This is a genomic window from Streptomyces sp. AgN23, assembly GCF_001598115.1.
In the GTDB taxonomy this organism is placed as follows: domain Bacteria; phylum Actinomycetota; class Actinomycetes; order Streptomycetales; family Streptomycetaceae; genus Streptomyces; species Streptomyces antimycoticus.
In genome coordinates this window covers 7,260,954-7,274,622 of the sequence record NZ_CP007153.1, presented here as the reverse complement: position 1 = coordinate 7,274,622, position 13,669 = coordinate 7,260,954, and the positions used below count along the sequence as shown (strand labels likewise).

11 protein-coding genes are annotated in these 13,669 nt (G+C 69.8%); 5 read left to right on the top strand and 6 right to left on the bottom strand.

The window, feature by feature from the left end:
- Window positions 1–10 precede the first annotated feature (10 nt).
- The 4 genes from AS97_RS31695 (at window position 11) to AS97_RS31680 (ending at window position 4,771) form a co-directional block, all read left to right on the top strand.
- Window positions 11–3,043 carry a nitrate- and nitrite sensing domain-containing protein gene (locus AS97_RS31695; protein WP_079059372.1) on the top strand — a complete coding sequence of 1,011 codons (3,033 nt, stop codon included), beginning with the start codon at window positions 11–13 and terminating at the stop codon, window positions 3,041–3,043.
- Window positions 3,044–3,053: 10 nt separating this feature from the next.
- Window positions 3,054–3,467, top strand: a complete 414-nt coding sequence (locus AS97_RS31690) for a roadblock/LC7 domain-containing protein (protein ID WP_020868201.1) — start codon at window positions 3,054–3,056, stop codon at window positions 3,465–3,467.
- A gap of 82 nt (window positions 3,468–3,549) precedes the next feature.
- Window positions 3,550–4,212 (top strand): DUF742 domain-containing protein, encoded by a 663-nt coding sequence (locus AS97_RS31685; protein ID WP_063804872.1) that lies wholly within the window; start codon window positions 3,550–3,552, stop codon window positions 4,210–4,212.
- Window positions 4,193–4,771, top strand: a complete 579-nt coding sequence (locus tag AS97_RS31680) for an ATP/GTP-binding protein (RefSeq protein WP_078610434.1) — start codon at window positions 4,193–4,195, stop codon at window positions 4,769–4,771. The genes AS97_RS31685 and AS97_RS31680 overlap by 20 nt, the downstream gene beginning before the upstream one ends.
- A gap of 169 nt (window positions 4,772–4,940) precedes the next feature.
- Here the strand turns inward: AS97_RS31680 and AS97_RS31675 are convergent, their stop codons facing one another.
- The 5 genes from AS97_RS31675 to AS97_RS31655 form a co-directional block, all read right to left on the bottom strand.
- A complete protein-coding gene (locus AS97_RS31675; protein ID WP_210566089.1) occupies window positions 4,941–5,180 on the bottom strand; it encodes an acyl-CoA carboxylase subunit epsilon in 240 nt (79 codons plus the stop codon).
- Window positions 5,181–5,236: 56 nt separating this feature from the next.
- Complete coding sequence (locus AS97_RS31670) at window positions 5,237–6,820, bottom strand: acyl-CoA carboxylase subunit beta (protein WP_086706638.1); 1,584 nt, start codon at window positions 6,818–6,820, stop codon at window positions 5,237–5,239.
- A 325-nt stretch (window positions 6,821–7,145) separates the two neighbouring features.
- On the bottom strand, window positions 7,146–8,744 hold the full coding sequence (gene cimA / locus AS97_RS31665) for a citramalate synthase (protein ID WP_059144153.1): 1,599 nt from the start codon (window positions 8,742–8,744) through the stop codon (window positions 7,146–7,148).
- A gap of 345 nt (window positions 8,745–9,089) precedes the next feature.
- Window positions 9,090–10,175, bottom strand: a complete 1,086-nt coding sequence (locus tag AS97_RS31660; protein WP_059144152.1) for a branched-chain amino acid aminotransferase — start codon at window positions 10,173–10,175, stop codon at window positions 9,090–9,092.
- A gap of 259 nt (window positions 10,176–10,434) precedes the next feature.
- Window positions 10,435–11,478, bottom strand: a complete 1,044-nt coding sequence (locus AS97_RS31655) for a 3-isopropylmalate dehydrogenase (RefSeq protein WP_059144151.1) — start codon at window positions 11,476–11,478, stop codon at window positions 10,435–10,437.
- A 128-nt stretch (window positions 11,479–11,606) separates the two neighbouring features.
- Here AS97_RS31655 and AS97_RS31650 point away from each other — a divergent pair, with 128 nt between their 5' ends.
- Entirely contained in the window at window positions 11,607–13,190 is a 1,584-nt protein-coding gene (locus AS97_RS31650) for a metallophosphoesterase family protein (protein WP_086706637.1), read from the top strand.
- Here AS97_RS31650 and AS97_RS48690 read toward each other — a convergent pair.
- On the bottom strand, window positions 13,184–13,306 hold the full coding sequence (locus AS97_RS48690) for a hypothetical protein (RefSeq protein WP_086706647.1): 123 nt from the start codon (window positions 13,304–13,306) through the stop codon (window positions 13,184–13,186). The genes AS97_RS31650 and AS97_RS48690 overlap by 7 nt on opposite strands.
- Window positions 13,307–13,669 lie beyond the last annotated feature (363 nt).

The following is a 13,669-nucleotide window of genomic DNA, read 5'->3' as shown; positions in this document are numbered from 1 at the left end:
TGTTGGTCGAGTGAGGCGAAGCAAGCCGGACCCCGCGCAAGACGCGCGAGGGAACTTCACCCCGCCGCCGCGTTCTGGCACAGCGGCGTCGCCCGCCGAGGCACCGGATCCACCCAGTGGTGGTCGGATCTCCCCTCGGAACTGGCGGGTGCGCGGCCGGCTGTACGCGATCCTGCTCATCCCCGTGCTCGTCGCCCTGGTCTTCGGTGGCTTCCAGGTCGCCTCCTCGGTCTCCACCTGGAACGAGGCGCGGGACGCCGAGCGCACCGCCCAGGTCGTCCGGGCCGCCACCACCTACGCCCACGCCCTGGTCAACGAGCGCGACCTGAGCGCGGGCCCGCTGCTCAGCGGCACCAATGGGGCCACGGTCACCAAGGCGCGGGCGACCAGCGACGCAGCGAAGAAGGACTTCGACAAGGCCGTCGCCAATATGCCGCAGACGCCGGCCATGAAGCGCCGCCTCAAAGCCTTCAGAACCGCCGAACCGCAGCTGGCCTCCCTGCGCCGCAACGCCTACACCGACCGCCTGAACGGTGTGAAGACCGAAGAGGGCTATGTCGCCGTCGAGCACGGGCTGACCGAGTTCGCCAATGAACTGGGCCTGGGCACCGGCAATATCACGTCGTATGGCCGTACCGTCTACGCGGTATCCCTGGCCAAGGGCGCGGAGTCGCTGCAGCGCTCCATCGGCACCCATCTGCTGGTCAAGCCCGGCCCGTCCGCGACCGACCGCAAGACCCAGCTCACCTCCTTCACCTCGTACGTCTATCTCGAGGGCATCGCGCTCGGGGAGTTCGAGGCGGCCGGCACACCGCAGGACGTGACCCGGCTCGAGGACACCCTCACCGCGGCCGAGAAGCGTGCGCGGGAGCAAATCGCCGAGGCGAAGCGGAAGGCCGAGGCGGACGGCAAGAAGTTCGTGGCGCCGCCCGGTATGGACCAGATGCTCAAGGCCATCGGCAGCGGGGCCTCGCCCACCGCGCTGGCCGCCCAGGGGGTCACCCCGGACGCCTGGTTCAACGCCTCCACGATCAAGTTCAACGCCTACCGGGACGTCGAGCAGACCCTGGTGGACAAAGCCGTGGACGAGGCGGCGCAGATCTCCTCGGACGCCCGCCGCGATGCGATCGTGAACGGCGCGATCGTGGTGCTGGCACTGCTCGCCGCCTTCTTCGTGGCCGGCCGGATGGCCCGCTCGATGAGCCATTCCATGCGGCAACTGCGCAACGCCGCCTTCGATGTCGCCGAGAAGCGGCTGCCCGCGGTGGTCGACCAGCTCTCCCGCACCGACCCGGGACGGGTGGACACCCGGGTCAGCTCGATACCGATCAACACCAGGGACGAGATCGGCGAGGTGGCCCGCGCCTTCGACCAGGTGCACCGTGAGGCGATCCGGCTCGCGGCCGAGCAGGCGATGCTGCGCGGCGGCGTCAACGCGATCTTCACCAACCTTTCCAGTCGCAACCAGGGACTGATCGAGCGGCAGCTGACCCTGATCTCCGAACTGGAAAGCCGGGAGGCCGATCCGGACCAGCTGGAGCACCTCTTCCGGCTGGACCACCTGGCCACCCGTATGCGACGCAACGGCGAGAACCTCCTGATCCTCGCGGGCGAGGAGCCCGGCCGGCGCTGGAACCAGCCGGTGCCGCTGATCGATGTGCTGCGCGCCGCCTCCTCGGAGGTGGAGTCCTACGAGCGCATCGAGCTGACCGGCATCTCCGAGAGCGAGATCCACGGCACCGCGGTGACCGACCTGGTGCACCTCCTGGCCGAGCTGCTGGAGAACGCCACCACCTTCTCCTCCCCGCACACCAAGGTGCGGGTCACCTCGACCCGGCTGCCCGACGGCCGGGTGGTGGTGGAGATTCACGACAAGGGCATCGGCCTGACCGCCGAGGACTTCGCGGACATCAACCACAAGCTGGCCAATCCGCCGACGGTGGACGCCACGGTCTCCCAGCGCATGGGGCTCTTCGTGGTCGGCCGCCTCGCCGACCGGCACGGCATCCGGGTCCAGCTGCGCCCCTCCGGGGAGCAGGCGGGCACCACATCGCTGGTGATGCTGCCCGAGGCGATCACCCACGGCGGTGGCGGCGAGGAGCTGCCCCAGGACGACTTCACGGTCTCCCGGATCGTCCCCGAGCCGCGGCCCGCCCCGGCCTTCCAGGACGTCGGCGAGCTGTCCTCGCGCACCGCCGCCGAGCTGGGTTTCGACGACTCCGCGTACGACCGGGACCAGGGACATCACCAGTTTCAGGGCCAGTACAGCGGAATGGGGGCCACCGGGTCCGAGCGGGATCCGCGGCCCGGCCAGACGCCGGTCGATCCGCTGGGGCAGTCGGCGTACCAGAATTCCGGCTATTCGCAACCGGAAGCGGATTACGCAACTCAAACGGAACCCGAACAGCAGCCGTACATCGGCTACAACTCCCCCTCTCAACAGGGAGAGTGGGGCGATTCCGGATCTTTCGAGATGCCCTACGCGTCGCAGTTCGGGGCCGAAGCGGAATCAGGACCCAGCGCTCCCGAAGTTTCTCGGGACCGCGTAGAGTTCCACCGTCCGGGCCCTTCCCCGAGCGGAATCCACTCGATGACCGACGCCGGGCTTCCGCGTCGTGACAGGCAGTGGCAGCCGTCCGAGGAAACAGGGACGCAGGGGATGGTCGGGGACCCGGCGGCGCCCACGGCGCCGGAGCGACCCCGGCAGACACCCCAGCAGCAGGAGGACAGTGCCCCGTGGCAGTCGGAGAACGACCAGCGCTGGCACCGTGCCGAGCGGCTGCGCGACCCGAAGGCCGGTGGGGTCACGACGTCCGGCCTGCCCCGCCGGGTGCCCAAGGCCAATCTGGTCGAGGGCTCCGCGGAGCCGACCGGACAGGGCGGCCCCCAGGTCTCCCGCGCCCCGGAGGACATCCGCGGCAGGCTGAGCAACCTGCGCCGCGGCGTCCAGCGGGGGCGCAGCGCGGGATCCGGGACCCCCGGGCGTGACCAGCATGACCAACAGGGCTTCGGCCCCGGCAGCACCTACGATCAGGAGCGTTAGTGTGAGCCCGATGAGCCAGGCGGCGCAGAACCTGAACTGGTTGATCACCAACTTCGTGGACAACACCCCCGGGGTGTCCCACACCGTGGTGGTCTCCGCCGACGGACTCCTTCTGGCGATGTCCGAAGGCTTCCCCCGTGACCGAGCCGATCAACTGGCGGCGGTGGCCTCCGGCCTGACCTCGCTCACATCCGGAGCCTCGCGCATCTTCGAAGGCGGCGTGGTCAACCAGACCGTGGTCGAAATGGAACGAGGCTTCCTCTTCATCATGTCGATCTCCGACGGATCCTCCCTCGCCGTGCTCGCTCACCCCGAGTGTGACATCGGCCTCGTCGGCTACGAGATGGCCCTGCTGGTCGATCGCGCGGGCAACGTCCTCACCCCGGATCTCCGCGCGGAATTGCAGGGCAGTCTTCTCAACTAGCAAACATGGAGTGCGTTTCGCGCCACCGCGCCATAGGGTGCGGTGGCGCGACCGGCAAGACAGGCGAGTTGGAGGAGGACACGTGGCAACGCCCCCTAGCGGATATCCGTATGCCCACGGGCAGCCGTCCGAGCCGCGCGGAGAGGCCCCGGTGAAGCGCTACAACTTCCCCTCCGCGCCCAGCCGTCAGGTCCGCTCTCCACAGCAGCCGGAGCCGCAGCGGGAGCAGCAGCCCCCGCGGCGGCAGCCGCAGCGGCCTCAGCAACAGCCGTACACGCCCTCCTACGCGCCTCCGGCGCCGCAGGAGGGGTCTTGGTACGACGCGCCCTCCGCGCCGCGTATCGAGCCCGTACAGCCGCCTGAGCGCCCCGCTCCGGAACCTTCCTCCCCCGCGGGCGGCACTCATAACCCTCTGGTGCGCCCGTACGCCATGACTGGGGGCCGGACCCGGCCCCGGTACCAGCTCGCCATCGAGGCGCTGGTGCACACCACGGCCGACCCCGCTCAGCTCCAGGGCCAACTGCCCGAGCACCAGCGGATCTGCCATCTGTGCCGCGAGATCAAGTCGGTCGCCGAGATCTCCGCACTGCTCGCCATTCCCCTCGGCGTGTCCCGGATCCTCGTAGCCGACCTGGCCGAGGCGGGGCTCGTCGCCATTCATCAGCCGGGCGGCGACGAGTCCGCCGGCGGTCAGCCTGACGTGACACTGCTCGAAAGGGTGCTCAGTGGACTTCGCAAGCTCTAGCGGTGCAGCCCGCTCCACCACCTCCGCGAAAATCGTGGTGGCGGGCGGCTTCGGCGTGGGCAAGACCACGTTCGTCGGCGCGGTCTCGGAGATCAACCCGCTGCGCACCGAAGCCGTGATGACCTCCGCCTCGGCGGGGATCGACGACTTGACCCACGCACCGGACAAGACCACCACCACGGTGGCGATGGACTTCGGCCGCATCACGCTCGACCAGGACCTGATCCTGTACCTGTTCGGCACGCCCGGCCAGGACCGCTTCTGGTTCATGTGGGACGACCTGGTCCGCGGTGCCATCGGCGCGGTCGTCCTGGTGGACACCCGCCGCCTCGCCGACTGCTTCCCCGCGGTCGACTACTTCGAGAACTCCGGACTGCCCTTCGTCATCGCCCTCAACGGCTTCGACGGACACCAGCCGTACACCCCCGAAGAGGTCCGCGAGGCCCTGCAGATCGGCCCCGACGCGCCGATCATCATCACCGACGCCCGCCACCGCAGCGAGGCCAAGAGCGCGCTCATCACGCTGGTCGAGCACGCGTTGATGGCCCGGCTGCGGTAGCCGAGACCGGCGACAGAAGCCAAAATCCCCTGCTCTCCGAGGAGAACAGGGGATTTGTGCGTTCCGGTCCGAGGCGTTCAGGGCGTCCGGTGCGTTCAGGACGCGCGGCGCGGGGCCGGCGGCCTCCAGGCGGTGTGCGGCCGTCCGGAGGCGGCGGGGCCGCTCGCGCTCAGCCCTGCCAGCTGTGCGGCGCGCTGAACGCCGGGCGGCGCTCCAGACGGCGCCAGCGGGCGGCGCTGCGGCCCGGGCGGGTGGCGTCGGTGGGGCGGTGGGTGCCGGCGGCCGCGCGGGCGAGCAGCACCGCGGTGACCGCGGCGAGCTCCTCGGCGTCGGCGTGGCCCTTCTCGACCCGGACCAGGGTGGCCGCCGCCGCGGCGGCGGGATCGGCGATATCGCTCGGTGTGCTCACGGTTTGTCTCTTCTCCCTTGTCGCGCGGGTTTCGCGCGAGGACACGAACTCAGAGGCTACTGCGGCGGGTTGCCGTGCTTACGGGACGGCAGGTCGGCGTGCTTGTCGCGCAGCATCGCCAGCGACCGGATCAGGACCTCGCGGGTTTCGGCCGGGTCGATCACATCGTCGACCAGCCCCCGCTCGGCCGCGTAGTACGGGTGCATCAGCTCGGACTTGTACTCCTTGACCATGCGGGCGCGCATGGCCTCGGGGTCGTCGGCGTCGGCGATCTGACGGCGGAAGATCACGTTGGCGGCACCCTCGGCACCCATCACCGCGATCTCGTTGGTGGGCCAGGCGTAGGTCAGGTCGGCACCGATGGACTGGGAGTCCATGACGATGTACGCACCGCCGTACGCCTTGCGCAGGATGACGGAGATCCGCGGCACGGTGGCGTTGCAGTACGCGTACAGCATCTTGGCGCCGTGCCGGATGATCCCGCCGTGCTCCTGGTCCACACCGGGCAGGAAGCCGGGCACGTCGAGGAAGGTGACCAGCGGGATGTTGAAGGCGTCGCACATCTGGATGAAGCGCGCGGACTTCTCCGACGCCTCGATGTCCAGCACGCCGGCCAGCGACTGCGGCTGGTTGGCGATGATGCCGACGACCTGGCCGTCGAGCCGGGTCATCGCACAGATGATGTTGGTCGCCCAGCGCTCGTGGACCTCGAGGTACTCGCCGTCGTCGACGATCTCCTCGATGACCTTGCGCATGTCGTACGGCCGGTTGCCGTCGGCCGGGACGAGGTCCAGCAGCGCGTCGCCGCGCCGGGAGGCCGGGTCGTCGGACTCGACGGTCGGCGGGTTCTCCCGGTTGTTCTGCGGCAGCAGCGACAGGAGGTAGCGCACCTCCTCCAGGCACGTCTCCTCGTCGTCGTAGGCGAAGTGGCACACACCCGAGGTCTCGGCGTGCACATCCGCGCCGCCCAGTCCGTTCTGGCTGACCTTCTCGCCGGTCACCGCCTGGACCACATCGGGTCCGGTGATGAACATCTGAGAGGTCTCCCGGACCATGAAGACGAAGTCCGTCAGCGCCGGGGAGTACGCCGCCCCGCCCGCGCACGGGCCGAGCATCACGCTGATCTGGGGGATGACGCCGGACGCCTTGGTGTTCCGCTGGAAGATGCCGCCGTATCCGGCGAGCGCCGAGACGCCCTCCTGGATGCGGGCACCGGCGCCGTCGTTCAGGGACACCAGCGGCGCCCCGGCCGAGATGGCCATGTCCATGATCTTGTGGATCTTGGTCGCGTGGGCCTCCCCCAGCGCCCCGCCGAAGATCCGGAAGTCGTGTGCGTAGACGAACACCGTCCGTCCGTGGACGGTCCCCCAGCCGGTGACGACCCCGTCGGTGTAAGGCTTCTTCGCCTCCAGGCCGAACCCGGTCGCACGATGCCGCCGCAGCGGCTCCACTTCGTTGAAGGACCCCTCGTCAAGCAGCAGATCGATCCGCTCGCGAGCCGTCAGCTTCCCCTTGGCCTTCTGGGCCTCGGTCGCCCGCTCGCTCGGGCCGCGCCGAGCCTGCTCGCGAATCGCGTGCAGCTCGGCGACGCGCCCGCGAACGTCACTCGCCTCAGCAGGCGCACCTTCGAGATTGGTCATGCAATGACGGTACGTTCCCGGACCCCCGGAAGCGCATGTCAATTCCCTACAACGTCAGGGGCGTTTTGGTGGGCAGGCGGAACAGAACTGGACAGCGGCTTTCCCACTACCTGGTGTCCCAAAGGACTATCGACCCTGTCGGCATCCGACAAACCTCCAGGCGGCGACCGTGCGAGGGGCGGGCTCGACCACCCGGATGGGCGGCGTCCGCTGGAGCGGCGCCGCGGCCGGATCGGAGAACGGAACACGTCGACCGCGCTCCGCTCCCCGTACCCTACTCCGGCGGCGGCCGGCGCACCGGGCCCGCGGGACCGTGAGGCCCAGGTCACTCCTGCGGGTCCACCCCGGCCCGCAGCAGCCCGTAGGCGTAGGCGTCGTCCAGGGCCTGCCAGGACGCGGCGATCACGTTCTCCCCGACGCCGACCGTCGACCACTCCCCCTGGCCGTCGGCCGTGGAGACCAGCACCCGGGTCGTGGACTCGGTGCCGTGCTTGCCTTCCAGGATGCGGACTTTGTAGTCCACCAGCTCCATCGCCGCGAGCTGCGGGTAGATCCGCTCCAGCCCCACCCGCAGCGCCCGGTCCAGGGCGTTGACCGGGCCGTTTCCCTCCGCCGTGGCGACGATGCGCTCGCCCTTGGCCCACAGCTTCACGGTGGCCTCGTTGGCGTGGGTGCCGTCCGGGCGGTCCTCGACGATCGCCCGCCAGGACTCGACCCGGAAGTAGCGGCGGGGGCGGCCGTCGACCTCCTGGCGCAGCAGCAGCTCGAAGGAGGCGTCGGCGGCCTCGTAGGTGTAGCCCGCGAGCTCGCGCTCCTTGACCCGCTCGACGATCCGGCCCACCAGGGCGCGGTCGTCGCCGAGGTCGATGCCCAGCTCCCTGCCCTTGAGCTCGATCGACGCCCGGCCGGCCATGTCGGAGACGAGCATCCGCATGGTGTTGCCGACCCGCTCGGGGTCGATGTGCTGGTACAGATCCGGGTCGACCTTGATCGCGGAGGCGTGGAGTCCGGCCTTGTGGGCGAAGGCGGAAACGCCCACATAGGGCTGGTGAGTGGAGGGCGTCAGATTGACGACCTCGGCGATCGCGTGCGAGATCCGGGTCATCTCCTCCAGGGCGCCCTCCGGCAGCACCCGGCGGCCGTACTTGAGTTCGAGGGCCGCGACGACCGGGAAGAGGTTGGCGTTGCCCACCCGCTCGCCGTAGCCGTTGGCCGTGCACTGGACGTGGGTGGCGCCCGCGTCCACGGCGGCGAGGGTGTTGGCGACCGCGCAGCCGGTGTCGTCCTGGGCGTGGATGCCCAGCCGGGCGCCGGTGTCGGCCCGTACGGTACGGACCACCGCGTCGATCTGGCCGGGGAGCATGCCGCCGTTGGTGTCGCAGAGGATCACCACCTCGGCGCCCGCCTCGTGGGCGGCGGAGACGACCTGCTTGGCGTAGTCCGCGTTGGCGCGGTAGCCGTCGAAGAAGTGCTCACAGTCGAGGAAGACCCGGCGGCCCTGGGACCGCAGGTAGGCGACAGTGTCGCGGACCATCGCGAGGTTCTCCTCGAGCGTGGTGCGCAGGGCCAGCTCCACATGGCGGTCGTGGGACTTCGCCACCAGGGTGATCACCGGCGCCCCGGACTCCAGCAGCGCCTTGACCTGGCGGTCGTCCTCGGCCCGTGCCCCCGCCTTGCGGGTGGCGCCGAACGCCACCAGCTGGGCGTGCCGGAAATCGATCTCCGCGCGGGCCCGGGCGAAGAACTCCGTGTCGCGCGGGTTGGCGCCGGGCCAGCCGCCCTCGATGAAGCCCACGCCGAAGTCGTCCAGGTGACGGGCGATGGTCAGCTTGTCCGCGACCGTCAGGTTGATGCCCTCGCGCTGCGCTCCGTCGCGCAGGGTGGTGTCGAAGACATGGAAACCGTCGTCGGGCAGATCCTTCATGGTTGGTCTGGCTCCTGTCGGATAAATCTCGGTCTACCGGAATATCCGGTTCCGCGCCCTCCTATGGTCCCTCACGCTTCGCGTCCGGCGGGATGGTCCGGAAAACGAAAAGACCCCTCGCGGGTGCGAGAGGTCTGCGCGCGGGTCTGGGGCACGGTGGCCGCTCCGTACCGGGTCGTACGGGCGGTCACTGCGGACCGGCGCGCCTGCTGCCAATAATCATGACGAACGAGAGCACGGAGGCAGTCTGGCACATTCCGCCCCCGCGCTCTCATCCGTCTCATCATGCGAACCATCGGTGTCAACGGGGTGACACTCACGATCAGCCCAGAGGTGACACCGTGATCAGCCGAGGGGGTGCATCCAGCCATGCGGGTCCGGGGCGACGCCGGTCTGGATGTCCAGCAGCGCCTTGCGCAGCCGCATCGTCACCTCGCCCGGCTCACCGTCGGCCACCGTCCAGTTCGCCCGGGCGGACTTGACCGAGCCGACCGGGGTGATCACGGCCGCCGTACCGCAGGCGAAGACCTCGGTGAGGGTCCCGTCCGCGTTGCCCTGGCGCCAGTCGTCCACGGAGATCCGGCCCTCGCTGACCTCGTAGCCGAGGTCGGCGGCGATCCGCAGCAGCGAGGCGCGGGTGATCCCCGGCAGCAGCGAACCGGACAGCTCGGGGGTCACGATGCGGTTCCCGTACACGAAGTACAGGTTCATCCCGCCCATCTCCTCGATCCAGCGGCGCTCGATCGCGTCCAGCCAGACCACCTGGTCACAGCCCTGCTCGGCGGCCTGGGCCTGGGCGACCAGGGAGGCCGCGTAGTTGCCGCCCGTCTTGGCCGCGCCGGTGCCGCCGGGCACGGCGCGGACGTACTCCTCCGAGAGCCAGACCGAGACCGGCTGCACCCCGCCGGGGAAGTAGGCACCGGCCGGAGAGGCGATCACCACGAAGAGGTACTCGTTCGAGGGCCGGACACCCAGCCCGACCTCGGTGGCGAACATGAAGGGCCGCAGGTAGAGGGACTGCTCTCCGTGGCCCGGCACCCACTCCTTGTCCTGGGTGACCAGCGCGTCACATGCCTCGATGAAGGTCTGGACGGGAAGCTCGGGCATGGCGATACGGCGCGCGGACGCCTGGAACCGCTCGGCGTTCTGCTCGGGACGGAACGTCGCCACGGACCCGTCGGGGCGGCGGTACGCCTTGAGCCCCTCGAAGATGGTCTGGGCGTAGTGCAGCGTCATGTTCGCCGGATCGATCGAGAGCGGGGCGTACGGCACGAGCTGGGCCTCGTGCCAGCCACGGCCCTCGGTCCACTTGATGGTGACCATGTGATCGGTGAAGTGGCGGCCGAATCCGGGGTTGGCCAGGATCTTCTCCCGCTCGGCGGCGGGGAGGGGGTGGGACGAGGGCTTGAGCTCGATCGTGGGCGTCGTCATGGCAGGTAGTCCTTCACCTTCGGTTGTGGCGGACCGCGCTCACACCATCCTGCCCGTGATCGGTACTAGGACGTCCAAGCTCTTCTTCACACAACGGCCCCACCGGGGATTATCTCCTAGGTGGGGCCGCGGAAGGAGCGTTGTGCAACGCGCGGCCCAGGTCGATGGTCGCACCCAGGTGGGGCCGCGGAAGGAGCGTTGTGCAACGCGCGGCCCAGGTCGATAGTCGCACCCAGCCGCGCGGTGGCACAGGCTGGGGTCAGCCGGATACTCGGGCGGCGAGCGCGTCGCCGATCTCGTCGGTGGTGCGCGGCGCGGCCGCGTCCCGCCCGGCGAGGTCCTCGGCGACGGCTGCCTCGATACGGGCCGCCTCGTCCCCGTAGCCGAGGTGCGACAGGAGCAGGGCCACCGACAGGACGGTCGCCGTCGGGTCGGCCTTGCCGGTGCCCGCGATGTCCGGCGCGGAGCCGTGGACCGGCTCGAACATCGACGGGAAGGCGCCGGAGGGGTTGATGTTGCCGCTCGCGGCGAGCCCGATGCCGCCGGTGACGGCGGCGGCGAGGTCGGTGAGGATGTCACCGAAAAGGTTGTCGGTGACGATCACGTCGAACCGCTCCGGCTGGGTGACGAAGAAGATCGTCGCGGCGTCGACGTGCAGATAGTCGGTGGTGACCTCGGGGTACTCCTGGCCGACCCGGTCGAAGATGTTCTTCCACAGGTGGCCGGCGTGCACCAGGACGTTGTTCTTGTGCACGAGGGTCAGCTTCTTGCGCGGCCGGGCATGGGCGCGCTCGTAGGCGTCCCGGACCACGCGCTCGACACCGTAGGCGGTGTTGAGGCTGACCTCGGTGGCGACCTCGGCCGGGGTGCCGGTGCGCAGCGAGCCGCCGTTGCCCACGTACGGGCCCTCGGTGCCCTCGCGGACGACCACGAAGTCGATGTCGGGGCGGCCGGCCAGCGGGGTCGGGGTGTTCGGGAAGAGCTTCGACGGACGCAGGTTGACGTAGTGGTCGAAGGCGAAGCGCAGCTTGAGCAGCAGCCCGCGCTCGAGCACGCCCGAGGGCACCGACGGGTCGCCGATGGCGCCGAGCAGGATCGCGTCGTGGTTCTTCAGCGACTCCAGGTCCGCGTCCGGCAGGGTCTCGCCGGTGGCGTGCCAGCGCTGGGCGCCGAGGTCGTAACTCCGGGTCTCCAGCTTGACGTCCTGCGGAAGGGCGGCGGAGAGCACCTTCAGGCCCTGGGCCACGACTTCCTGGCCGATACCGTCACCGGGGATCACTGCGAGGCGAATGCTGCGAGACATACCGGGACCCTACCGCTCGTCCCATGCATTGACATAGCTGTTCCAGCATCCGGACAGCCGCCCAGCGGCAATCACCCGTTCATCCCCTGTATGGTGCGCTGTTGACCGCCCGGGGGACATTCCGGTCCATGGATACACCACGGTTCGGCGTACCCGAGCGGCTCGCCCAGCGGATGACCATGGCGGAGCAGCATGAGTATCTGCGGGCCCGGCTCTCCCGGCGCCGGGTACTGCGCGGGGGCGCCGCCACCGCGGGGACGGTCGCGGGCGCGGGGCTGCTGGGCGGGGCGGCGTGCGCCGCCGACACAACGCCTGCGCCCGTCGCGAGCCCGAGGCCGGTGACCGCCACGGTGGACGGCGCGCGGGTCGCCCCGTTCGGCCGCCACCTGGCCTTCGGCGCCGATCCGCGGACGCAGATGCGGATCTCCTGGCAGGTGCCGTTCGCCGTGCGCAAGCCGTACGTGCGGATCGGCACGAGCCCGCTCGAGCTCACGCGCAAGATCGAGGCCGAGGTCCGCCATCTGCACACCCCGTCGCTGAGCGACAAGCTGCCCGCGGTCGACCAGTTCTATCTGCATGCCGCGGTGGACGAGCTGCACCCCGGGACCACCTATTACTACGGGGTCGGTCACGCGGACCGCGACCCGGCCGAGCCGCGGCACTTCTCGTCCGTGGGCACCTTCCGCACCGCGCCACAGCGGCCGGGGAAGTTCGTCTTCACCGCCTTCGGCGACCAGGGGGTGAGCCATGACGCGCTCGCCAACGATCAGCTCATCCTTGGCCAGAACCCGTCGTTCCATCTGCACGCCGGGGACCTGTGCTACGCGGACACCACCGGCCACGGGAAGAAGACCGACCTGTACGACGCCCGGGTCTGGGACTCCTTCCTCGCCCAGACCGACTCGGTCGCGGCGAGTGTGCCGTGGATGGTGACGACCGGGAACCACGACATGGAGGCGTGGTACTCCCCCGACGGCTACGGCGGCCAGCTGGCCCGCTGGTCCCTGCCGGACAACGGCCCGGACCCGCGCAAGGCGCCCGGCGTCTATTCGTTCGTCTACGGGAACGTGGGCGTGGCCGCCCTGGACGCCAATGACGTCTCGTACGAGATCAGCCCCAACAAGGGGTACACCGACGGTGCGCAGACCCGCTGGCTGGACCGGCGCCTGGGGCAGCTGCGCAAGCGGCCCGGCATCGACTTCCTGGTGGTCTTCTTCCACCACTGCGCCTACTCCACGACCAGCGCCCACGCCTCGGACGGCGGGGTGCGCGACACCTGGGTGCCGCTGCTCGAGAAGCACCAGGTGGACTTGGTCATCAACGGCCACAACCACGTCTACGAGCGGACCGACGCGATCCGGGGCGGCAAGGTCGCCCGCCGGGTCCCCATCGAGGGAAGTGCCGACGCGGTGCGCGACGGGATCGTCTATGTGACGGCGGGCGGTGCGGGCGCGAAGCTCTACGAGTTCCCGGTGCCCGACAGCTACGAGGGGCACATCAAGGACCTCGACGAGGTGAAGACCTACCACTGGACGAAGGACGGGGAGAAGAACCAGGACAGCGCCGACTGGTCCCGGGTCCGCTACACCGGCTTCTCCTTCCTCGCCGTGGAGGTGGAGCCGGGCCCCCGCCCCAGGCTCACGGTCACGGCCCTGGCGGAGTCGGGCGAGCGGGTGGACCGCTTCGAGGTCACCCGGCCCCGGCGTCAGTGACCGGTGGAACCGCCGTTGTCACGGCGGTCGAGGGCACGCTGCAGCGCGGCGGCGGCCTTCTTGCGGTCGGTGTCGTCGGTCTTGCGGCGGATCCTGCGGACAGTCGTCTCGGCCATGATCACATCTCCTCTGCTGAACCCCGGTGGACCGGGAGGAAGGAAAGCTCCCCGAGAAGGTGGCTGCCGGAAGGGGCGGGGGCCTGAGTGCGGCAGGGGTCACCTGCGCCTGTGCACGGGCCACGGCCGCCATCGCTGGATGCAGCGAGACGTTCGGCTTCCACAAAAGTAAGGCAGCGGAGCGTCAGTGTCTGCACAATTAGTCGGACGTCCTACTATCTGAGACGCGAACAGGGTGACATCGGCCACTGACCCAGGGTGATCAAGCTCCGCACCGCGCCGAGAGTCGAGGCCGACCCCCGTCCGACCTCGACCACGGCGGCCGATCGCAGGTCGTCGTGGGCGATCCCGCGCCTGGTTACC

Coding starts and splice junctions, on each gene's coding strand:
- AS97_RS31690 (WP_020868201.1), top strand. CDS start 3,054: ATGAGCCAGGCGGCGCAGAACCTGAACTGGTTGATCACCAACTTCGTG.
- AS97_RS31670 (WP_086706638.1), bottom strand. CDS start 6,820: ATGACCAATCTCGAAGGTGCGCCTGCTGAGGCGAGTGACGTTCGCGGG.
- cimA (WP_059144153.1), bottom strand. CDS start 8,744: ATGAAGGATCTGCCCGACGACGGTTTCCATGTCTTCGACACCACCCTG.
- AS97_RS31660 (WP_059144152.1), bottom strand. CDS start 10,175: ATGACGACGCCCACGATCGAGCTCAAGCCCTCGTCCCACCCCCTCCCC.
- AS97_RS31655 (WP_059144151.1), bottom strand. CDS start 11,478: ATGTCTCGCAGCATTCGCCTCGCAGTGATCCCCGGTGACGGTATCGGC.
- AS97_RS31650 (WP_086706637.1), top strand. CDS start 11,607: ATGGATACACCACGGTTCGGCGTACCCGAGCGGCTCGCCCAGCGGATG.
- AS97_RS48690 (WP_086706647.1), bottom strand. CDS start 13,306: ATGGCCGAGACGACTGTCCGCAGGATCCGCCGCAAGACCGACGACACC.